The organism is Aquimarina sp. AD1 (genome assembly GCF_003443695.1).
GTDB lineage: Bacteria > Bacteroidota > Bacteroidia > Flavobacteriales > Flavobacteriaceae > Aquimarina > Aquimarina latercula.
Genome location: NZ_CP031966.1, coordinates 2,104,163 through 2,126,834, shown reverse-complemented (window position 1 = coordinate 2,126,834; position 22,672 = coordinate 2,104,163). Strand labels below are relative to the sequence as shown.

The window sequence follows — 22,672 nt, the reverse complement described above, 5'->3', positions numbered from 1 at the left end:
TGTAAGAGAGTTTTTATAACCTACATGATTAATGAAAAAAAATTATTGAGGATAGCAGATAATTCCAGAGGAAGAATCTTTCTTAGCACCAGTAACTGATTGTAGGCAGTTTACTTCATTTAGCTCCCTTAAAACTCCCATGAAGGCAAAAATTAATGCTTCTTTATAATCAATGACATTTTCTTCTGGTATAATGACAGTTGTGTAATTTTGTAATTTTTGTTTTAGGGTTTCTATTAAGAAGTCATTTTTTGCACCTCCGCCAGTTACTAAGATCGATGATTTTTTTTTCCCTGTGTTTTTTATTGCGTTTGTAATTTGTTCCGTTATATGATGAACAGATGTGTATAGCAGATTTTCGACAGGTTCATTGGACTTTTCTATAATTGGTACAATTTTATCTAAGAACCATTCATATCCAAGTGATTTTGGATAAGGATCTTTATAGTATGATAAGTCGTTTAGAGTATTGTATAATTCTTCGATTAGTTCTCCTGTTCTTGCTATTTTACCTCCATCATCATATTCAAGATCTATAGAATTGCAAATAAGATTTAATAACATATTAGCAGGAGAGATATCATAGGCTATTCTTTTTTCATCAAGATCAAACGAAATGTTGCTAATGCCTCCTAAATTAAGGCAAAAATCATATTTATTAAATAATAGTCGGTCTCCTATTGGGACTAAGGGTGCGCCTTGTCCGCCAAGAGCTACATCATTAGTTCTGAAATCATAAATTACTTTTAAATTAGAAGTATTAGCGATATGCTGACCAGATCCAATCTGATAGGTTAATCCAATTTCAGGCTGATGAAAAACAGTATGCCCGTGACTAGAAATGAAATCTACAGCTATTGAATTCTTATTGATAAATTTTGCCACTTGTTTTCCTAGCCAGGTTCCATAGGTATTATGAAATGCTAGTAGATCCGTACTGGGAAGATCTACAGTGTTTTTTAATTTATTCTTAAAATCTTCAGAGTATGCTATGTTTTCTGTATTGACAATAGAAAATGTCCAAGAGCCCTCGTGTTTTTTTATGTGGCAATAGGCGATATCCAAACCATCTAGTGAGGTTCCGGACATTAATCCAATTACTTTATATGTTTTATAAAAAGTGGACATATAGGGATGCAAACTACCAAAATATTTTGAACAAAATCACTTTGACTAATTATATTTATTTATGTATTGCAGGTCAAGTTTTTCTGTATCGATTTCTAAGATTGCTTTGTTGTAGTAAAAATCTATAATCTCATTTTCTAGATAGTTCTTAATGTCGGTAACAGTTTTTTTTCCATAAAGAGAAAATATGTACGCTGCTTCAGCTTTTTTGAATTCTGTTATAAGATCATCGGGATTTTCTACAATATTAATGCCTTTATAGCCGTCAAATTTATTCTTCATCCATCGATGACTTGCTAATCTAACCAAACTTTTTTGTCGTTCTTCACTTAAATACTGTATTTCTTTTGTGTTTGTAGAATCTTCTTTCTTGATTCGATCTACTGCCGTTTTTGCTTTTATGTATTGTCTTTCGAGCTTAAAATCGATGCGTTTCATATCTCTTTTAAGTTTTTCAACAACTTCGTAGAGCGCACCATTATACATGATTACGAATTTCTCATAATTATATAAGGCATCCAGAAACAAAATAGCTTTCTTTTTATATACTCTTGGAAAAGCTTGTTTTTTGGCGTCAATAAATAGTTCATTAAGTCCAACTTGAATTTCTTCAGGTATTCCAGAGAATTTTGGACTGTTTTTTATAGTTCTAAGTTGTGCAGTAATTTGTAACCTAGATCCTTTATATAAAATAGATTTGTATTTAAACCGATATCGATTAGGAGAAATGTCGTCTATTTCTTGATTATAGGCAGAGTAGCCTACTAGAAGTATAACAAAAAATAAGAAGGATTTCATAAATATTGATTTCTACACCTATATTTTAAAGTGCATATTTCTGATCTACAAAAGTAGTAACGTAAATTATGTAAATATTGTTATGTAAAAAAAGAGGTAGGATTGTTTTAGGTTATTAATTAGTTGTCTACACATCTAATATATGAATATTACTTTTGAATGCTTATAACTTCCTCTATAGTAACCATTTTTTGTTGTTTGTTACCCCAACTGTTCATAATGTAATTCATAACATCAGCAACCTCTTCGTCTTCTAATCCTAATGAAGTCATGGCACTATTATATGATTCCCCATTAACTTTAATTGGTCCATTTAGCCCATATTTAATAGAGTGTATACTTTCTTTACGCTTGTTAACTAGCCAATCGGAACCTGCTAATGGAGGAAAAACTTTGGGAGTTCCTTTTCCATTAGGTAAATGACATTGCATACAAAAATCCATATAGACTTCTTTGCCACGAGTGATACTTTTAGATAATTCTGTATCCTGATAATTTAAATTATTGACCGAAATATATGTTCTTGAAGGACTTTCTTGTTTTGCTATGATCGAAATACAAAATAATAAAGAAAGTACTTCTAGTAGTAAGATATGTTTGAATCGTTTTTTCATTTTACCTAATAAAAATTATGATTTCGGAATTATTTTTATAATTCCTTTGTTTTCCACAGCAACATAAATATAGCCGTCAGGGCCTTGACGAACATTGCGAACTCTTCCGATATCTTCAATTATTTTTTTTCGTCTTATTACTTTGTTGCCATCTAATTCTACTAATTCTAAATATTGAAATTTTAGGGAACCTACTAAAAGATCATTTTTCCAATCAGGATATTTATCACTAGTTACAAAGTCCATTCCACTAGGAGCGATAGAAGGAACCCAATAATAAACAGGCTGTTCCATTCCTTCTTTACTAGTAATATCGGTAATTGTGGAGCCGCTATAATTAATTCCATAAGTAATAACCGGCCATCCATAATTGAAGCCTTTATTGATGATATTAATTTCATCACCTCCTCTAGGACCATGCTCATGTACCCAGATTTTGTCATTTGTTGGATGAATAGCCATTCCTTGAGGATTTCTATGTCCATATGAGAAGATCGCTTTTTTGCTACCATTCTCTTTTACAAAAGGATTATCTTTAGGAATGCTTCCGTCAGCATGGAGACGATAAATTTTTCCACCATCCTTGGTAATATCTTGCGGGTTTTCGTCTCTATTTCCTCTATCTCCAATACTAAAATAAAGATAACCTTCTTTGTCAAACTCTATTCTTGATCCAAAATGATGGCCTCTCGTAGTATTCGGAGTTCCTTTGTATAGGTTTTCTATAGAGATAAGCTTGTTGTTTTCTAATTTAGCTCTAATAAGCGCGGTATGTCCTCCTTTTTCTGCTCCTTCTCTTGAGGAGTAAGTAATGTATAACCAACCATTTTTATCGTATTCTGGATGTATTTCGATATCTAATAACCCTCCTTGATTGCGATTATATACTTCTGGAACATTTTCGATAATAGTTTTTGTTTCATTTTTATAATGGATTAATTCACCACTTTTTTCAGTAATGAGCATACTTCCATCAGGAAGCCAAGCCATTCCCCAAGGAATTTGTAAATCAGGAATGACAATTTCAGTAGTATAATTTTTTGGATCAGGATCAATTGATATATCATTTTTCTTTTCTTGAGCACAAGAGAAGAGGGTAGATAACACTGCGGATATACAAAATAAAAGGTTGTTCATTGTTTTATTATGATTTGCACTTGAAAATTACAAATAAAAATTATTTATATTCTATATTTTATGTTAATCCCTCCATACATATTGAAAGGCAATCCTGGATAAAAATATCTAGGTTGACTCCCTCCAAATCCCGTGGCATTGATCTGTAGTTGGGATGCATATCGTTTGTCTAAAATATTATTCATTCCGAGAAATAAATCAAAAGAAATATGCTCATTAATTAAATTTGCATACCCTATTTTTCCGTTTAGTAATTCATACTGATCGCTAAAAATTGTATTGCTATCGTTTGCTGGGATGCTACCAACAATCTGAAAATTTAGATTCCCATAAATTCCTTTTTTAGTTATATAATCCATTCCAAAATTAATAACATGTGATGGAGCTCCGGTAAGTTTATTACCAGAAAAATCATCATCGAGGTCTACAAAATCGTCAAATTTATAATTGTTTAGTGTTCCACTTACTTGTAGGTTTAGTTGTTTTTTTGATAATTTAATAAGTTGATAATTAACTGTTCCTTCAACTCCAGTATGAGTTGTTTTTCCTGCGTTGATAGCAAAGAAATTATCTTCTTCAGTTCTCCTTGTTACTAGTAGATCTTTTACTTTTAAGGTGTATAAAGAAAAAGAACCGTAAAGTCTGTTTTTCATCAGGTTATATCTAGTTCCAATTTCATAGTTCCATCCAATTTCTGGTTGTATTTCTGGATTGAACTCTCCATCAGGCAATAAAGTTTCAGAAGTAGTAGGAGTGGAAAATCCATGGGCAATGTTTCCAAAAAAGATAACATTAGTATTCAATGCATAATTGACACCGATCTTGGGAGATAGTATTGGATCAAATTCAAATTTCCCAGAGCTATCATCACCATCTTCTAAAAAATTATCTTCGACATTAAAAAATGTTTGATTGAGGTGTATTCCCGCATTGATTTTTAATTTATCTGTTATAGATAAATTTGATGCTGCAAAAAGATTGTAATAGTTTCTTCTTTCATTTAGATTAGAAAGCTGATCTCCTAAGACACTGCCAGTTCCTGTTGGAAAATCTTGATATAGGTTGTCGAACGTTTTACCTGTATAGAAATCAAAAAATAGTTCTCCCCCAACGGTCCAATCCCATTTTTTATCAAATAGTCTGGAGTTATGTACGACTCTGCTTCTAATTCCAACTGAATTAGATTTCTCTTCTAAAATATTAAAAGGTCTTGGCTCATAATTTTTTCTGAGTGAAGTAAATAGACTTGTATATTGTGAAAAAGATGCATTGTATTGATGTTTCCAAGAAAATCCAAATATTCCGTACGTAACATCTTCAAATGCCTGAGATTGCCCCCAAGTAAATGCTGCTTGTCTTGGATTATTTTCAAAATCATCTTGGTCTAACGAACTAGGAATACCCGCTTTTAGATCAACATAACTAGCAATTATCGAAAAATCATTTTTTTTTCCGAGGTATAAAGAAGAAGTTATAGTAGCTGTATTTCTGGTATATTGATTATTATCTCGATATCCATCAGAATGGTTGTTACTATATAAAACATTTATACTTGATCTTTTGCTTCCAATAGCTATTTTAGCAACATTTCTCACGAGTCCATAACTTCCTAGGGTTGTTGATAACGAAGTTTCTATACCTTTATTTGTAATAAGTTCAGGTCTTAATAGAATAGTACCACCTAAGCCAACACCATAACTACTAGATGATGGTCCTTTATGGATATCAATCCTAGAGATGGATCCTAACTCTAGATCTTCAATAGATGATTCTCCATTACCATCAGTTAAAGGAATATCTCCAAAATAAGTTCTGATATTGGCAGTACCGAATAAATTTCTCGCACCGATACCTCGGATAGTTATTCTATTTGTATTTAGAGTACCATTTTGCATAAGAACTCCAGGGACTTTATTAAGAATTGGATGTAGCTCAATCGTATTACCTCTATTAATGTCTTGTGTATTAAGAATAGTTATGGCATCTGTAGCATATTTTTTTTGTAAAGGAATTGATTGCGTGTTAATGAAAACTTCTTGTAATTCATTTACTTTAGTTTCGATAGGTATAATTAAATACTGTTTCTCTAGGGCTGTAATTATTTTACTTTGGTAACCTGTAAACGAAATTTCAATATTTCCAGAACTGATCATTTCGAATTTACCTAGTTCATTGGATAGTACTTTTTGACCTGTTTTTATATCTAATATGCTGGCATTACTAATCGGGAGTAATGTTATTTTATCTATAATCAGTCCAGAAATTTCTACTTGAGCTTGAATACTATAGGTAACGAAAAGGAAAAGAAGTAATATTGTTTTTCTCAAAAGGTGCAATTTTGATCAAATATCGGGAACTAATTATGTATTGGTTCTTAAAAATAACTTATAATTGCTGCTAAATCAAAAAATGAAATCAATTAAATAAGTTATTAAATGATTAGAAAAATAGTTTGTATTGTTTTTATAGCGTTCAGTTCGGTTTCTGTTGCTCAAAGAATTAAAATAGATAAGAAAAAACTAAACTTTTTAAAAAACGAAACTAGCATAGGTGTCCAGCTTACATTTCCGGAGGATATTACTTTTTTGAGTGATAATATATCTGAAGAAGAGTTTATAGTATATATGAAGGATAGGAGAAATAAAAAAGATCCAACGAAAGGGGATATGTGGTTAGCAGAATATAATAAAGCTAAACAAACAACTTGGAAGATTGATTTTTTAGATGGGATAAATAAAGCGTTAGAAGAGTATAGTGATTTAAGATTTGTGAAATCCGAAGAAAAAACGAATTATTTATTAATTATAGAAGGAGATTGGATTTACCCAGGTTATGGAGGTGGTGCAAGTGTTGGTAGAGAAGAAGCTAAGTTAGAAGTAACCTTAAAATTTGTTGATCCGTTAGATCCTGAGAATGTATTATATGCTACACAGACACCAAAAATTATAGGGAACTATGCATATGGAGAATTCGGAACAATTCTAAGAATTGGAGAATGTTATAAGAAATTAGGATATTTATTAAACCTTCAGTTTAAAAGAATTTTAAAATAATAGTAGGTTTTAATAAAAGAGTTTGTTTATATTTGCACCCGCAAAAAGGATAACCTTTTCGGGGTGTAGCGTAGCCCGGTTATCGCGCCGCGTTTGGGACGCGGAGGTCGCAGGTTCGAATCCTGCCACCCCGACAAAAAAAATCCAATCACTTCTGTGATTGGATTTTTTATTTTAAATAATCATATAATATTTCATTTTAGTATAACCTTCTCTTTTTAGCTTGTTATTCTTTTGATTATTAATTTTTTGAGTTTTAAAAGGTATTTCTGTGTCAATTCGCAAACTTGTTGAATAACACAAAGTATTTTATCATTTAGGAGCAAGAAACATTTAAAAAAAGTAATTTTTGATTAGGAAAAACCAAAAAAGTGGTTTTTTCCCCTAATTGTTAATTGTTAAAAAAGGGTTTTTTCCCCTAAATTATTCATTTTTTTATTGTTTATTACTTGTATTAAATGATTTTATTTGTAGTACGAAAACTTTTTTTCGTGTTAAAACGTGTTAAAAAAAATGTTAAATGCATAAAAAAGCGATGAAATACACGTTTTTTTAACATAACGTAAAACTATTGCGGTTTTACCGCAAACAACTAAACCGTGATTCATTTACTTTTACAATGCGCTGGTAATCAGAGCTCAATACTAGTGCAAACGATGCGATCTTCAGGAAGCCCCAGAAGAAATACGAACCATTAAGAGTAAGAAATAACGTTTTTTAAAAAAAGAACAAAAAATTATTCTAAGGTACTTTGTTAAACCGTTTATCATAAGTTTTATAAGGTACATCCAAATCTAAAAATACAATGACTAAAAAGACAGGAATTATTATTCCAGCCTATAATGAATATTATAGATTGGACAAGGAGAAGTTTTGCAATTTTTTAACCAATCACGATGATTATTATTTATGTTTTGTAAACGATGGGAGTACAGATGATACTTCTAGAATGTTACATCAATTGAAAAAGACTAATGAAAAAAAGATTCACGTAATAGATTTAGAGAAAAATCAGGGTAAAGCTACCGCTGTACAAACAGGAGCAAACTATCTAAACTCTTTACCATTTATTGATAATGTAGCATTTTTGGATGCAGATCTTTCTACCTCTCTAGAAGAATTAGATAAGTTGGTACAAAAACTAAATAGTGAGAGTAAACTATCAATGGTTTTTGGTTCTAGAAAAGCGGATGATTCGGATGATATAAAAAGAAGTTTTACAAGAAAGGCATTGTCCAATTTTGTAGGATTTTTTATTCAATTTATTTTACAATTACCGATAAAAGATACGCAGTGTGGAGCAAAAGTTTTCAAAAAAGAAATCATCAAAAACATTTATCATAGAAAGTTCATTAGCAAATGGTTGTTTGATATAGAAATTTTTCTAAGACTTAAAAAACATATCGGATTAAATGATTTGCTGAATACTATAAGCGAAGAACCTTTGGATAGTTGGATAGAAGTAGAAGGTTCTAAAATTACTTTAAAAGATTCTTTTTTGATTCCCCTTAATCTGATTCTTATCTGGATTAATTATGTGAATATTTTTAAAAGGAAAAACAGGCCTGTTTTACAACCTATTTTTAATCAAGAAAAAGAAATGTCTATGGTTAAATAACTACTTTGTTTATTGTTAAAACCTCAATAAAAATAAGGTGCGATATTAATGTTAAGAGCACTCTTGTTATAACTATGTCAAAAAATATTTAAGTGCTGTGTATTCATGAAGTTTGATAGAAAATAATATTTAAGACCTTGACAAAACAACTTTATCTCCAATGAAAAAAACTTTACTATTTATATTATTACTTGTTACTGTAAAATTTTCATACGCTCAGCTTCCTTTTGATTGTGATGAAGCTAAATTTTATCAAGTAATTTCGGGATCATTACGATCTTATGATCCTGTGACAGGAACCTATTCTGAACCACTACATACGACACCTAGTTATAATGCTGGAGGTTATAATGTGGTTGATGATTTTTTATATGCTATTAGAAGTAATGATAAGCATTTATTGCGAATTGGTATAGATCAAGTAATTGATCTAGGAGCCGTTGCCTCTAATGGAGGTGTTAGTTTTGGTGGAGGTTATGCTGCAGATGTTGATGATGAGGGTAACTTATGGGTTTTCCAGAATGCACAAGGAAGGCAGTCTTTTCATAAAATTGTTAATCTTCAGAGTTATGATGGATCAACATCGCCAACTTTCGAAATAATAGTGGCGAATCAGGCTTCTCCCAATACGTGTGCAGATATTGTTTTTATAGATGGAGATCTTTATGGAGGTAGTAAAGGAAAAGTTTATAAATGGGATTTGTCATCATCGACTCCGGTTTTTAGTTCTAAAACAGTAACAGATTTACCTAATGATACTTTTGGAGCTTGTTATACAGATACTAGTAATAGATTGTATGTGTCCAGTAATAAAGGAGGTTTGCATTTGATTAATGAATATGAGGGTGTATCACCTTATGCTACGCTATTAAATAATACAGATGTAACCAATCAGAATGATGGTTTTAAATGTGCAGCAGGTGTTTCGCCAATTGATGCAGATGGAGATGAGGTATTAGATCCTTTTGATAAAGATACTGATGGAGACGGGATACCTGATGTTGTAGAAGGAGGGGGAATAGATCCATATGGGGATGATGATAACGATGGGATTTTTAATTACTTAGATCCTGATTTTGGTAATACTTGTAATAGTGGAGTTTCTTTAGCCTTTGATATTGATAGAGATGGTATTCCTAATGCGTTAGATTTAGATAGCGATAATGACGGGATTTATGATATTGTAGAGGCAGGTCTCGGAGATTATGATACTAATGGTGATGGTTTGTTTAATAGTGAAGATACCGGTTTTCAAGATTCTGATTTGGATGGTATAGCAGATGTAGTTGATGTTGATCAAACAGGAGTTGCATTTTTTCCAGATGACGCTGATGGAGATTTAATTTATGATCCTTACGATATTGATGCAGATCAAGATGGAATTATAGATCTTATAGAAGGACAAAACCGTGAAACCTTTGTTTCTTTATCGGGATTGGATCAGGATAGAGATGGAATAGATGACTCGTTTGATCCTGATCAAGGCGGAACTCCTCAGGGATATATAAATACTGATAATACCGATACTCCGGATTTTCTTGATACAGATTCAAATAATGATGGAGTTTTAGACACTGTAGATGCTTATGATACCAATAATGATGGTGTAGCAGATACCGTTTTAGCTAATAGCGATTTTGATCAGGATGGACTTGATGATGGTTTTGATATAAAAGAAACTGTTTTTGACTCAGAAAATGGAGATCAAACACCAAGCAGTTTTCCTGTGGCTAGTACAGGAGAACGATATCAATATTTGGGGACATTTGATGTCGATGGTGTACCAGATTATTTGGTAGCAGATATTACTATAGATTCTGGCCTTTTAACCAAAATTGATACCGCATTACCAGAGGGAGATTCTGTAGTAGATTTAAATCCTAATTATATATATGGAGGTTATGATACTGATATTATATTAGAGCAAGCTACAAATGTTGCGATCACTTTTATTAATGAAAATACACTATATGAAAATATCTTAGGGTATTATACATACAATACAAATTTACCGTTAACAAAGGCTCCAGAACCAGAAGATATTACTGTGATCTTACCTAATTCTTCTGCTTCAGGAAGTGGTGGCGGATTGATTACAGGTAATACAGTTGATCTGGGAAGTTTTCCAGCTAATACAGGAATTGGATGGGTTTTATTGGTAGATGCTTGGGATAATAGTAGTATAGATGAAGGAATTTGGCAATTGTATTCTCAGACTGAGTTTAATCCAGAATGTGATGAGTCATTACGACCACATAACATATTACTAAAAGATGATGCAAACGAAGCGGTTGTATTAGGATTTGAAGATGAAAGAAGGGACTATCCGAGCGTTGATAATGATTTTAATGATATACTATTTTATATTACCGCAGATCAATATTCTGCTATCAAAACAAGTAATATAATTGATTTGGAAGAAGAAAGTGAGGTAACTTCAGCCAATGATGGTGGATTAGAAAGTAATGGAGATTTAGCTACTTTAATAGCAAAAAGAAATTTTACTAGATCAAAAACTAATGAAGTTAACAATAAAAAGAAATTACAAAAAGAGTTTAAACCAGGCCGTATATCCTATAAAACAAGAAATAATGATGATTTAAGCATTTACTTTCCACAAACGGGAGCGGCTGGAACAGAAACTTCTTATGTTTCTACACCAGAGGATTTAATAGGTATAACAAATGCATCTTCTGTGTTTTCGATTGATTATTATAATAATGAAAGTAGAGTTGGCGCGGGTCTAGCGACCGTAACAAGTGGGACAATTTATGATCATTCTAAAACAATTTGTGACCGATTAAATGGTTCAGTTGTAGAGGATATAAGAACCCTTAGCGTTCGAGACTATGTTTTGGTAAATACTAAGATAAGAAGGCCTTCGGGAGAATTAGAACAAGCGCTACATTTTTCAGTGAGAATAGATGAGTTTCAAAATGAATTGTATAGTCTTTGGAATATTGATCAATATCCAGAAGGAGACTATTTGAACTTCCAAATTTGGGGAGGTTCTATTCCACAAGTGGTAAATATAGCGAATACCATTATCGATAAACTTTTAGAAGATAAAGGTTTAGGTAAGATGTTTATCCCATCTAATATTCCAGAAGTATTTGTGCAAAAAGGATATTATAAAGATGGAAAGTTGATTCTTGATATAGTGAATAAAAATCAAGTCGATCAATTTGATTTTAGAGGGAATAAAAGAGTTACAGAATTATCCAATGAAGAATTAATGATCTCATCAATTTCATTGTCTGGATCTTATCAAGAGACCATCGTTATAGATACTGGATATTTATTTGATATTGGATTTGCGGTTACCGTTAATGATAAAACAGATGCTTTATATCTTGCCGATGGACCTTGGGGTCTTGATTATAACTCGGAAGGAGTGGATGTAACCAATTTCGAAATTGTAAAAGAGGAAATTACAGAAAATGATAGTGATGATTATTTGATAGAAAGAGACGTAATGGTACAAGGTTCTGTAAAAGAAACACTAAATATATTTAGAAGTGTACTGGGTGGAGATTTAACATTGAATGTGTCAGAATACAATGAATTGGAATTTGAATTACAAGCGAATACAGAAGTAGAAGTTATTCTTGTAAATAAGGAATTAGCGGATTGGGAGAATAGGTTACGATATATTATTTCTGGAGATGGAAATATGCAAACATTTAATATACCGTTTTCGGAGTTTACAAACCCTAATGGAGATAATGGAACTCAATTACAGGATATTAGAAGTATTGTTTTTTCTATACAAGGTAATTATGTAGACTTTTCTTCATTTGACGTAAGTGTTTCTAACCTAGCATTTACTACAAGTCAAGAAATAGATCAAACTGATGATGAAATAGAAGAAGAATCGATTAACCAATTAGTAACTTACCCAAATCCATTTAGACAATCTACTAATATAGCATTTCCAAATGCCCATAAAAAAGTAAATCTAAGGGTTGTTGATGTACTTGGAAAAGTAGTACAAGAAGAATCAGAAAATTCAGTTGATCCATTTAATACAATAACTTTTATACCTAAAAATTTAAGTCCAGGAGTATATAGATATATTGTTATTGGGGATCAATCAACCAGATACGTTGGCAGTTTTATGATTTATTAAACGTATTAATTTACCGATTAATCTTGTTAATAAAAAAATAAAAAGATCACTTACCCTAAAGTAATAATATTTAGAGTAAGTGATCTTTTGCATCTGTATTGAATTTAGTTATTTTTGAGTCTAAACTTAGACTAATAATGAAAAACATTCTCGCAATAGCAGGTTCCAATAGTAGTACTTCGATCAATCAAAAACTTGTAGAATATGTAGCTAAAGAAATAGCCGATCATAAAATTAAAGTATTAAAATTGGCAAATTACTCGATGCCAATTTATAGTGAAGATGAAGAAAAAGAGAATGGGTTTCCGGGAATGACATTAGGTCTAAAACAAGAGATATCCGAAGCAGATGCCTTAATTATTTCTGTAAATGAGCACAATGGAAGTTGGAGTGCTTTTTTTAAAAATGTTATTGATTGGTTATCTCGATTGGATCGTAATTTTTTAGAAGGAAAAAAAATACTTTTAATGAGCACATCACCCGGTCAAAGAGGAGGTTTAAGTTCTTTGGAATTTGCGAAGAATGTATTTCCTAGATTTGGAGGTGAGATTATAGAAAGTTTTAGTTTTCCATCGTTTCACGCTAATTTTTCTGTAAAAAATAATGAAGTTACAGATGAAACACTTTTGTTGGGATTAAAGGAAGTTCTAAGTACTTTTGCGCATCAGATTAAATAACTTGTGCGTAGTACCAAAATATATATATTAGAAAATTCTTCAGACTTTAAAATCAAATTATTGCAATGGGCGCAGCAATTTGATGAAATAGTATGGCTAGATTCAAATACATATTCCCAGCAATATTCGAGTTATGATGCAGTTTTAGCAGTCGATGCTTTTACCGCTATACAAACAGATCATTATACCGGTTTTGATAAACTAAAAGAGTATCAGGAACAAACAGCTGATTGGATTTTTGGGTATCTATCTTATGATTTAAAAAATGATACAGAGCAACTAACTTCCAGGAATTTAGATAGTTTAAATTTTCCGGATTTATACTTTTTTCAACCTAAGAAGTTATTTTTTTTAAAGGATAATAGATTAGAAATTCAATATCTAAATATGGTGGACGATGAGATGGAGGAAGATTTTCTTGATATTCGGAGATTTCCATCCACTATAAAGGTTCCTAATGATGATACGTCTTGTGGTAAGGTTAAAATTAGTTTGCGTATTTCTAAAGATGTCTATAAGCAAAAGATCCAACAAATGCTTGCTCATATTGCTCGTGGAGATATTTATGAGGCAAACTTTTGTCAAGAGTTTTTTGCCGAAAATAGTTGTATAGCCCCACTAGAAACCTATTATCATCTTAATCAAATCTCTAAACCACCTTTTGCAGCTTTTTTTAAAAGAAGTCATCAATATTTACTCTCCGCATCTCCAGAGAGATATTTAAGAAAAGAAGGAAGTAAAATTATTTCTCAACCTATAAAAGGAACTGCTAAACGTTCACAAAAAGAGGAAGAAGATAAACGACTTATTCAGGATTTAAAAAATGATCCTAAAGAACGTTCAGAAAATGTAATGATTGTAGACCTAGTCAGAAATGATCTTTCTAGAACTGCTATTAAAGGTGCAGTGCAAGTAGAAGAATTATGTAAGGTCTATACATTTCCGCAAGTACATCAAATGATATCAACCGTGGTTTCCGAGATTCATTCAAAAACGTCTCCGGTAGATGTGATTAGAACAACATTTCCTATGGGCAGTATGACAGGAGCGCCTAAGATTTCTGCAATGGAGATAATAGAAAAATTAGAAACATCTAAAAGAGGTTTGTATAGTGGTGCAGTAGGATATTTTACTCCAGAAGGTGATTTTGATTTTAATGTGGTGATAAGAAGTATATTATATAATGAAGACAAGCGATATATATCTTATACTGTAGGAGGTGCTATTACTGCCAAATCCGATCCAGATAAGGAGTATGAAGAGTGTTTGATAAAAGCAAAAGCAATGCGAGAAGTGCTAGAAGGTATTTAATAAGCAAGTTTAGCTTCTTTTTTTAAATAAGGTTTTTTCTAAAGCTTTTTCTGACATCAATAATTGTTTCTTTAACTTCTTGCGCTGTAATGTCTTTTATTCTGGCAATTTCCTCAAAATTTAATTTCCCGAAAACAAATAGATCAATAATTTTAGAAGTTTCTAACGGTAACCAACTATAGAACTTGCCTAATAATTGTTGTTTCTTATTTTCTGTAGATTCCTCGGAGTCAATTAATTTAAGGATAGCAGAATCAGAGTCATCATAAATAAACAATTGTTTGTTTTCTGAGTTTTGATGATAAGAAATATCATTAAGATCTTCATTCATGATCAACTTGTTATCGGATTCTAGGGTGTAGTTTTCTTCTAGTTTATTAAGTTCATCTCTTAAAAAGTAATTTGTACTTATACATTGTTGATGCCAACCTTCTCTTTTGTACAGCTCATCGATCAAATGATCAGCTATTCTAAAAAGTTTCAATTCTAACGATAATTTATCGATACCAATATCTAAATGCTCTTCATTATAAAGATTTACAATAGCATCATCTATAATACCATTAGAACAATACATATTTCTGGGAAGAACTCTAGTGCTTTCTGCAATATATAATCGATGTTTAACATATGGATGGAGATGAGGTACTACAGATAATAGTTTTTTGCTAAACTCTTTTTTATGATCATTTTCATAATATTTTGGCATTTCATCTATCCTATTCATAATATCAAAATTTTAAGAGTTGTTTAAAAATAACAAAAAGGATTGAGTTTTTGTGTTAAAAACCTGAAATTCAGATGTTAAACAAGCTTAAAAGAAAGGTTTGTTTACTTTTACAAAATCGTATATTTGATATCAGTCTAAAGATAAATTTTCAGGAATATTGAAGCAGCAGTTTAAAATCCATATAGAAGATCATTTACCGTTTCTAAAAGGAAGTAAATTACTAATTGCTTGTAGTGGAGGTTTGGATAGTATTGTGCTAGCGCATATATGTCATTTGCTTGATTTTGAAATTGGAATTGCACATTGTAATTTTAATTTAAGAGGTTCGGAAAGTGATGGAGATGAACAATTTGTGTCTCAATTCTCTGACGCAATTAAAGCTCCTTTTTTTGTGACTCATTTTAATACAGAAACCTATGCCAATAGCAACAAAATTTCTATACAAATGGCCGCAAGAGAGCTTAGGTATGATTGGTTTAATGTGTTGATTCAAGAATATAAATATGATTATGTGTTAACAGCGCATCATCTAGATGATAATTTAGAAACCTTTCTAATAAACCTTTCTAGAGGAACAGGAATTGATGGACTTACTGGGATTCCTGAAATTAATGATCACTATGTAAGACCATTATTACCTTTTTCCAGAGAACAAATTTTAGAATTTGCAACTAAAAATAATCTTACCTGGCGAGAAGATAGTAGCAATAAGAGTACAAAGTATGTCAGAAATAAATTAAGACATAATGTTATTCCCGAACTTTTGACAGTTAACACGAAGTTTTTAAATAATTTCGAAAATACACTAGATAATTTAAAACAAACTCAAAACTTTGTCAAGGATCAAGTAGAGATTGTTAGAAAAGAAGTGTTCGAATATGACGAGCTAGATACAATCAAAATATCAATTTATAAATTACAACAATATAAGGACCCAAAGACATATTTGTATTTTTTATTAAAAAAATATGGTTTTACTGCTTGGAATGATATTGTACAAATTTTAACGGCTCAATCTGGTAAACAAGTTTTTTCGCCTACGCATAGATTAGTAAAAAATCGATTGCACTTATTGCTATGCCCAATCATAGAAGATGTTTCAGATCGCGTATATACCATTCCTGAAGAAGAGAATATGATTATGATTCCTTCTGGAATGATTCAACTTAAAGAGGTTTCTGAGTTGTCTAATACTGATCTAAAAACAATTTATGTAGATAAAGAAAAGTTAAAGTATCCCTTAATTGTAAGAAAATGGAAAGAAGGCGACTATTTTTATCCCTTAGGGATGAGAGGCAAGAAAAAGTTGAGTAAGTATTTTAAAGATGAAAAACTATCTTTGCTCGCTAAAGAAAGAGTCTGGTTGCTATGTTCTAATAATGAGATTATATGGATTATAAATTATAGAGCAGATAACAGATTTAAAATAAACCCCAAAACGAAACAATTACTAAAAGTAACAATAACCTAATGAGGAATATTCTACTATTATTGACAACATTGTTGTTTTCTACCACATTATTTTCGCAAATATTTGAACCTATTAAATGGGAAAGTAGCGTTAAAGAAGAATCAGAAAATGTTTATATATTATCTTTTGCAGCTACTTTAGAAAAAGGGTGGCATATATATTCACAGAAAGAAGTAGATACAGACGACATAGCTCCGACAGCAACAGAATTCACATTTTATAATGAGGAAAAAGCGTACGAACTAGTTGGAGAGACTATAGAACCAGAAGGTATACAGAAGTTTGATAAGGTATTTGAAATGGATATCAAATATTTTGAGGATAGTGTTGTGTTTACCCAAAAAATAAAACGATTAGATCCATCTCTTAAAACGGTGAAGGTCGAAGTGTTTTTTGGAGTATGTGATGATGAAAAATGTCTAGCTCCTGATATAGTAGAGTTTAATCTTAATTTGTCAGGAAAAAATATAGATGAAACAGAAAATCCAGATGTTTCTAAATCTTCTTCAGAGGATACAGATAGAGAATCTACGTCTTCTAGTAAGGATAGTAATAATGATGAAAAAGGTAGTCAAAAAGGTCTATGGAGTACCTTTATCTTAGCTTTCTTATCCGGGTTTGCCGCATTATTGACACCATGTGTGTTTCCTATGATTCCAATGACAGTAAGCTTTTTTACTAAGCAAAGTAAAAATAGAGCCACGGGTATAAAGAACGCAATTTTTTATGGTATTTTTATTATCGTAATCTATGTTGGATTAGGTTCTGTGGTTACAGCTATTTTTGGAGCAGATGCATTAAATGCTTTGTCTACTAATGTCTGGTTTAATTTGTTGTTTTTTGCCTTACTTATCGTTTTTGGACTTTCTTTTCTTGGAGCCTTCGAAATTATGTTACCAAATTCTTGGGCAAACAAAGTAGATCGACAAGCTGATAAAGGTGGGATGATAGGTATATTTTTTATGGCATTAGCGCTCGCTATAGTGTCATTTAGTTGTACTGGTCCTATAGTTGGGACTATTTTAGTAGAAGCTGCTTCTAAAGGAGGAATAGCTCCTATAATTGGGATGCTTGGTTTCTCACTAGCAATTGCATTGCCATTTGCACTTTTTGCTATGTTTCCGGGTTGGTTAAATTCTTTACCCAAAAGTGGTGGTTGGCTAAATACAGTTAAAGTTTTTCTAGGTTTTTTAGAATTGGCATTTGCGTTTAAGTTTTTATCTAATGCAGATTTAGTGTTACAGTTAGGATTATTGCAAAGAGAAATTTTTCTATCGATATGGATTGCTATTTTTGGAACGCTTGCATTATATTTATTGGGTAAAGTGAAACTTCCTCATGATTCGCCAATAGAAAATATTTCAGTAGGAAGACTATCGATAGCTCTACTGACATTAGCGTTTACTATTTATTTAATTCCAGGTTTATGGGGAGCACCATTAAAATTAATAAGTGGTTTCCCACCACCACAAACATATAGCGAATCGCCTAGAGGTTTTGGAGGTTCTAGTAGTAACAGTTTACCAGGCTCAGAACTTCCAGAAGGAGCGAAGTATGGAGAACACGATATAATATCTTTTACAGATTATCAAACAGGTCTAGATTATGCTAAAAAAGTGAACAAGCCTGTTTTAATTGATTTTACAGGATATGCTTGTGTAAATTGTCGCAAAATGGAAGAATATGTATGGTCTGAACCAGCAGTTTTGAAAACATTGAAAAACGATGTGGTTTTAATCTCCTTATATGTAGATTATAAAAAAGAACTACCCGAATCAGAACAGTATGTCTCAAAAACTACCGGCAAAAAAATAAAAACAATAGGTAATAAATGGAGTGACTTTCAGATTACTAGATATAAAGCAAATGCGCAGCCTTATTATGTTTTAGTAGACCATAATGAAGAAAACCTGAGCAAACCAGTCGGATATACTCCTAACGAGAATGAGTATTTAGGTTGGTTAAAAAAGGGGATTGATAATTTCTCGGTTAAATAAAAAGGTTGAATGTAGTATATTGGAATTATACACCGATAAACAGAGGAGCCTGTAGTGAACACTACAGGCTCCTCTATTTGTTAATATTTCTGATGATTGTTAAAATCTCCTTAAAATAGAGTTTGCCAGCATTCCATTTTTTTATCTTCAGCGTTCAACTAAACTCGAGCATATGCGATCAACTAGAATACTATTATTATCTTTTCTGAGTCTTTTTGTTTTTATCACATCTTGTAATGAAAAAACAGATCCGATTAGTAATACAGAAACGAAGGAAGAAGTCACAACCACAGAACAAAAAGATACGTACGATGTAAAAGAATTTTATTCTAAGAAAGAAGTCGATATCGTAATGAGAGATGGTACTAAATTACATACTACTATTTATTCTCCGAAAGACACTAGTAAAAAGTATCCTATTTTAATGCAGAGAACCCCTTATAGTTCAAGACCTTATGGGGAAGATCAGTTTCGATCTAAAATTGCTCCAAATGAATTTTTAATGAAAGAAGGTAATATTATTGTATATCAAGATGTTCGTGGTCGATGGATGAGTGAAGGAGTATATGACAATATGAGAGCGTACATTCCTAATAAAAAAGATAAACAATTTGATGAAGCAAGTGATACGTACGATACTATTGATTGGTTGGTAAATAATGTAGATAATAATAATGGTAATGTAGGTGTTTGGGGAATTTCGTACCCTGGTTTTTATGCCACGTATTCCTTGTTAGACTCACATCCAGCTTTAAAAGCTGTGTCTCCTCAGGCTTGTATTGGTGATTTCTTTTTTGATGATTTCCATCATAATGGAGCATATCTTTTGAGCTATTGGAGAGCAACGGCGGTATTTGGGTATGAAAAAACCGAGCCGGTAAAAGAAAGTTGGTATACATTTCCTGAGTTAAAGGCCAAGGATCAATACCAGTTTTTTTTAGATGCTGGCCCCTTAAGTACATTGGATCAATATTATAAAGAAGATAATGTTTTTTGGACTCAACTTAAAGAACATCCTAATTATGATGAATTCTGGCAAAAAAGAGGAATTATTCAACATCTTAAAGATATTAAACCTGCAGTAATGGTTGTTGGTGGTTTGTTTGATGCAGAAGATTTATATGGTCCGTTTGAGACGTATGAAAAAATAGAAAAAAACAGTAATAACTATAATATTATGGTTTTTGGCCCTTGGAGTCATGGAGATTGGGCAAGAAATAAAAAACGTCAGGCGATAGGGAATGTGTATTTTGGAGATGATATATCACTTAATTTTCAACAAAATATAGAAACAAAATTCTTTAATCATTTTCTGAAAGGAGAAGGAGATAATGAAAGTGGATTAACAGAAATTCAGATTTTTGATACAGGAAAAAAGGAATGGAATACATTTGATAGTTGGCCTCCAAAAAATGTAGAGAAGAAAACAATGTATCTATCTGGTGATGATTTAACAGAAACTGTTGGTAATGGATTTTCAGAATTTGTTAGTGATCCTAAAAAGCCAGTACCATACACAGAAGATATAAAAATGGTATTTACACCTAGGAAATATATGACGGATGATCAGCGTTTTGCTGCAAGACGTCCCGATGTATTAGTATATGAAACCCCAATTCTTTCAGAAGATATGACACTTTCTGGAGAGATTTTGGCAAAGTTAAAAGTTGCTACTACGGGAACTGCAGCCGATTGGGTGGTTAAATTAATCGATGTGTATCCAGCTGATGCAGAAGATACAGAAGAAACACAGAAGTATCTTAAAATGTCTAACTATCATATGATGGTCCGAAGTGAAGTGCTTAGAGGAAGATTTAGAAATAGCTTTAGTAAGCCCGAGCCGTTTATACCAAATCAAAAAACAGATGTTAATATAAAGCTTCAGGATGTACATCATACATTTCTAAAAGGTCATAAAATTCAGATTCAGGTACAGAGTACTTGGTTTCCTTTTATAGACCTAAATCCACAGACTTTTGTACCTAATATTTTCAAAGCAAAAGCATCAGATTTTAAGAAACAAACGCATAAAGTTTTTGAGGATTCGTCAGTCGAGTTCTCCGTGTTAAAATAGACTAAACTAACTAAATTTAATACCCCTTTAGAAATGATTAAAGCAAAATTTACTTTGTTATCTTTTTGCTTCTTACTATTTATTTCTGCCTGTAAGAATACTAGTGAGGAGATTAAACCTTTAGTGTCTGCTGAAGAACAAATCGAGATACACTCTAAAAAACTTAATGATTGGTTTGAGACTCAGTTTCAAGAAGAAGTAGCTGAATCTCCTATGATGCAAACGTATTTAGGTGTAAAAACAGAAGATTATGGTAAATGGGATGATGTTTCTTCTAAAAAAGAAGTAAAAGACTTGGATAAAGCTAAAAAAAGATTGAGGTATTTAAATGATTCAATTGATATTACTAAACTAAATAAAGCTACTGCTTTGAGTTATCGATTGATGAAAGAAGATTTAAGAAATGAAATAGATGATTTTCAATATCGTTTTTATGATTATCCAATAAATCAAATGCATGGAATGCAGGCAGAAATCCCAGCTTTTTTGATCAATATGCATAAAATAGAAAATAAGAATGATGCAGATGCTTATATTTCAAGACTGGAAGGAATGGATGAGCTATTTGCGCAGCAATCAGAAAATATTAAGATCAGGGAAAAGAATGGAATTGTTCCTCCTAAGTTCGTTTTTGCTAAGGTTCTTAATGATTGCCGTAATCTAGTAACAGGTAAACCATTTGATGATTCGAACAACGAAAGCACATTATTATCTGATTTCAAATCTAAAATAGAGAAATTAGAGATTTCAGAAGAAGAAAAAGATAGTTTGGTTTTTAAAGTTGAGTTGGCTTTAAAAGGAGATGTGAAAACTGCCTATGATCAACTAATTACTTTCTTAGAAGATCAACAACAAAGAGCTACAACAGAAGATGGAGCTTGGAAATTTCCAAAAGGTAATGCGTTTTATAATAATGCTTTAAGACGAACTACTACTACCAATATGACTGCAGAACAAATTCATCAACTTGGTTTGGATGAGGTAGCTAGAATTCATAAAGAAATGAAAGATATTATGACGGAGCTTAAGTACGAAGGCACGTTACAAGACTTTTTTAAGTTCATGAAGGAAGATGAGAGGTTTTATTATAGTAATGACCAAGTAGGTAGAGAAGAATATCTTAAAAGAGCCGTGGGGTTGATTGATAACATGAAATCTAGAATGGATGAGTTATTTATCACTAAACCCAAAGCTGATATTGTAGTAAAAGCAGTAGAACCATTTAGAGAAAAAAGTGCCGGAAAAGCATTTTATCAAAGAGGAACTCCAGATGGATCACGGCCAGGAACTTATTATGCAAATCTATATGATATGGAGGCAATGCCAAAATATCAGATGGAAGCTCTTGCCTATCATGAGGGAATACCTGGACATCATATGCAAATTTCAATTGCTCAAGAATTAGAAGATGTTCCTAAGTTTAGAAAATTTGGGGGATATCAAGCTTATGTAGAAGGGTGGGGATTGTACAATGAATTTTTACCAAAGGAAATTGGACTTTACAATGATCCATATTCTAATTTTGGAAGATTAGCAATGGAGTTATGGAGAGCCTGTAGATTAGTAGTAGATACTGGTATACATGCTAAGAAATGGACCAGAGAAGAAGGAATTAAATATTATACGGATAATACTCCAAATGCCGAGAGTGATGCAATAAAAATGGTAGAAAGACATATCGTAATGCCAGGTCAAGCTACTGCTTATAAAATAGGAATGAATAAAATTCTAGAATTAAGAGAAGGTGCTAGGTCTAAATTAGGTAATGAGTTATTCGATATAAGAGAGTTTCATGATGTAGTTTTGACAAATGGAGCGGTACCGCTTACTATACTTGAAGAATTAGTGAATGAATGGATAGCATCAAAGCGTAAAACATTGGAAACTAAAGAAACAAGTTGATATTCGGTTTAATATTAATCTGGCATACGTAAT

Annotated in this window: 15 protein-coding genes and 1 tRNA gene; 10 read left to right on the top strand and 6 right to left on the bottom strand. The window is 31.8% G+C overall.

Annotated elements, in window-relative coordinates; all coding sequences use genetic code 11:
* Window positions 1-42: 42 nt before the first annotated feature.
* From D1815_RS09415 to D1815_RS09395, 5 genes are all read right to left on the bottom strand, one after another.
* Entirely contained in the window at window positions 43-1,128 is a 1,086-nt protein-coding gene (locus D1815_RS09415) for an anhydro-N-acetylmuramic acid kinase (RefSeq protein ID WP_118386733.1), read from the bottom strand.
* A 45-nt stretch (window positions 1,129-1,173) separates the two neighbouring features.
* Window positions 1,174-1,926 carry a hypothetical protein gene (locus tag D1815_RS09410; RefSeq protein ID WP_118386732.1) on the bottom strand — a complete coding sequence of 251 codons (753 nt, stop codon included), beginning with the start codon at window positions 1,924-1,926 and terminating at the stop codon, window positions 1,174-1,176.
* A 149-nt stretch (window positions 1,927-2,075) separates the two neighbouring features.
* Complete coding sequence (locus D1815_RS23910) at window positions 2,076-2,540, bottom strand: cytochrome c (RefSeq protein WP_118386731.1); 465 nt, start codon at window positions 2,538-2,540, stop codon at window positions 2,076-2,078.
* A gap of 15 nt (window positions 2,541-2,555) precedes the next feature.
* Complete coding sequence (locus D1815_RS09400) at window positions 2,556-3,677, bottom strand: PQQ-dependent sugar dehydrogenase (RefSeq protein WP_118386730.1); 1,122 nt, start codon at window positions 3,675-3,677, stop codon at window positions 2,556-2,558.
* 44 nt (window positions 3,678-3,721) lie between these two features.
* Window positions 3,722-6,004: a TonB-dependent receptor gene (locus D1815_RS09395; RefSeq protein ID WP_118386729.1), complete on the bottom strand. Its 2,283-nt coding sequence runs from the start codon at window positions 6,002-6,004 to the stop codon at window positions 3,722-3,724.
* 108 nt (window positions 6,005-6,112) lie between these two features.
* On the opposite strand from D1815_RS09395, the gene D1815_RS09390 reads away from it, so the two are divergent.
* From D1815_RS09390 to pabB, 6 genes are all read left to right on the top strand, one after another.
* Window positions 6,113-6,730, top strand: a complete 618-nt coding sequence (locus tag D1815_RS09390) for a hypothetical protein (protein WP_027395675.1) — start codon at window positions 6,113-6,115, stop codon at window positions 6,728-6,730.
* A gap of 59 nt (window positions 6,731-6,789) precedes the next feature.
* Window positions 6,790-6,864 (top strand) — tRNA-Pro (locus D1815_RS09385).
* Between the two features lie 671 nt (window positions 6,865-7,535).
* On the top strand, window positions 7,536-8,348 hold the full coding sequence (locus tag D1815_RS09380) for a glycosyltransferase (RefSeq protein ID WP_051336367.1): 813 nt from the start codon (window positions 7,536-7,538) through the stop codon (window positions 8,346-8,348).
* Window positions 8,349-8,508: 160 nt separating this feature from the next.
* Window positions 8,509-12,477 (top strand): DUF4114 domain-containing protein, encoded by a 3,969-nt coding sequence (locus D1815_RS09375; RefSeq protein WP_118386728.1) that lies wholly within the window; start codon window positions 8,509-8,511, stop codon window positions 12,475-12,477.
* A 137-nt stretch (window positions 12,478-12,614) separates the two neighbouring features.
* Window positions 12,615-13,154, top strand: a complete 540-nt coding sequence (locus tag D1815_RS09370; RefSeq protein WP_118386727.1) for an NADPH-dependent FMN reductase — start codon at window positions 12,615-12,617, stop codon at window positions 13,152-13,154.
* 3 nt (window positions 13,155-13,157) lie between these two features.
* Window positions 13,158-14,465 (top strand): aminodeoxychorismate synthase component I, encoded by a 1,308-nt coding sequence (gene pabB, locus D1815_RS09365; RefSeq protein WP_118386726.1) that lies wholly within the window; start codon window positions 13,158-13,160, stop codon window positions 14,463-14,465.
* A 22-nt stretch (window positions 14,466-14,487) separates the two neighbouring features.
* On the opposite strand, the gene D1815_RS09360 is transcribed toward pabB, so the two are convergent.
* Window positions 14,488-15,192 carry a hypothetical protein gene (locus D1815_RS09360; RefSeq protein ID WP_027395679.1) on the bottom strand — a complete coding sequence of 235 codons (705 nt, stop codon included), beginning with the start codon at window positions 15,190-15,192 and terminating at the stop codon, window positions 14,488-14,490.
* Window positions 15,193-15,352: 160 nt separating this feature from the next.
* Between D1815_RS09360 and tilS the strand changes: the two genes are divergently transcribed.
* The 4 genes from tilS to D1815_RS09340 all read left to right on the top strand — a co-directional run bounded on the left by tilS (window position 15,353) and on the right by D1815_RS09340 (window position 22,639).
* Window positions 15,353-16,666 (top strand): tRNA lysidine(34) synthetase TilS, encoded by a 1,314-nt coding sequence (tilS, locus tag D1815_RS09355; protein WP_118386725.1) that lies wholly within the window; start codon window positions 15,353-15,355, stop codon window positions 16,664-16,666.
* A complete protein-coding gene (locus D1815_RS09350) occupies window positions 16,666-18,663 on the top strand; it encodes a thioredoxin family protein (protein ID WP_118386724.1) in 1,998 nt (665 codons plus the stop codon). Before tilS ends, D1815_RS09350 begins: the two co-directional genes overlap by 1 nt.
* Window positions 18,664-18,835: 172 nt before the next feature.
* Window positions 18,836-20,737 (top strand): CocE/NonD family hydrolase, encoded by a 1,902-nt coding sequence (locus D1815_RS09345; RefSeq protein ID WP_118386723.1) that lies wholly within the window; start codon window positions 18,836-18,838, stop codon window positions 20,735-20,737.
* 33 nt (window positions 20,738-20,770) lie between these two features.
* Window positions 20,771-22,639 (top strand): DUF885 family protein, encoded by a 1,869-nt coding sequence (locus D1815_RS09340; protein ID WP_118386722.1) that lies wholly within the window; start codon window positions 20,771-20,773, stop codon window positions 22,637-22,639.
* Window positions 22,640-22,672: the final 33 nt, after the last annotated feature.

Bases quoted from the DNA above. Each gene is read 5' to 3' on its own strand.
- D1815_RS09415 (WP_118386733.1), bottom strand. From the start codon at position 1,128: ATGTCCACTTTTTATAAAACATATAAAGTAATTGGATTAATGTCCGGA.
- D1815_RS09410 (WP_118386732.1), bottom strand. From the start codon at position 1,926: ATGAAATCCTTCTTATTTTTTGTTATACTTCTAGTAGGCTACTCTGCC.
- D1815_RS23910 (WP_118386731.1), bottom strand. From the start codon at position 2,540: ATGAAAAAACGATTCAAACATATCTTACTACTAGAAGTACTTTCTTTA.
- D1815_RS09400 (WP_118386730.1), bottom strand. From the start codon at position 3,677: ATGAACAACCTTTTATTTTGTATATCCGCAGTGTTATCTACCCTCTTC.
- D1815_RS09390 (WP_027395675.1), top strand. From the start codon at position 6,113: ATGATTAGAAAAATAGTTTGTATTGTTTTTATAGCGTTCAGTTCGGTT.
- D1815_RS09380 (WP_051336367.1), top strand. From the start codon at position 7,536: ATGACTAAAAAGACAGGAATTATTATTCCAGCCTATAATGAATATTAT.
- D1815_RS09375 (WP_118386728.1), top strand. From the start codon at position 8,509: ATGAAAAAAACTTTACTATTTATATTATTACTTGTTACTGTAAAATTT.
- D1815_RS09370 (WP_118386727.1), top strand. From the start codon at position 12,615: ATGAAAAACATTCTCGCAATAGCAGGTTCCAATAGTAGTACTTCGATC.
- D1815_RS09360 (WP_027395679.1), bottom strand. From the start codon at position 15,192: ATGAATAGGATAGATGAAATGCCAAAATATTATGAAAATGATCATAAA.
- D1815_RS09350 (WP_118386724.1), top strand. From the start codon at position 16,666: ATGAGGAATATTCTACTATTATTGACAACATTGTTGTTTTCTACCACA.
- D1815_RS09345 (WP_118386723.1), top strand. From the start codon at position 18,836: ATGCGATCAACTAGAATACTATTATTATCTTTTCTGAGTCTTTTTGTT.
- D1815_RS09340 (WP_118386722.1), top strand. From the start codon at position 20,771: ATGATTAAAGCAAAATTTACTTTGTTATCTTTTTGCTTCTTACTATTT.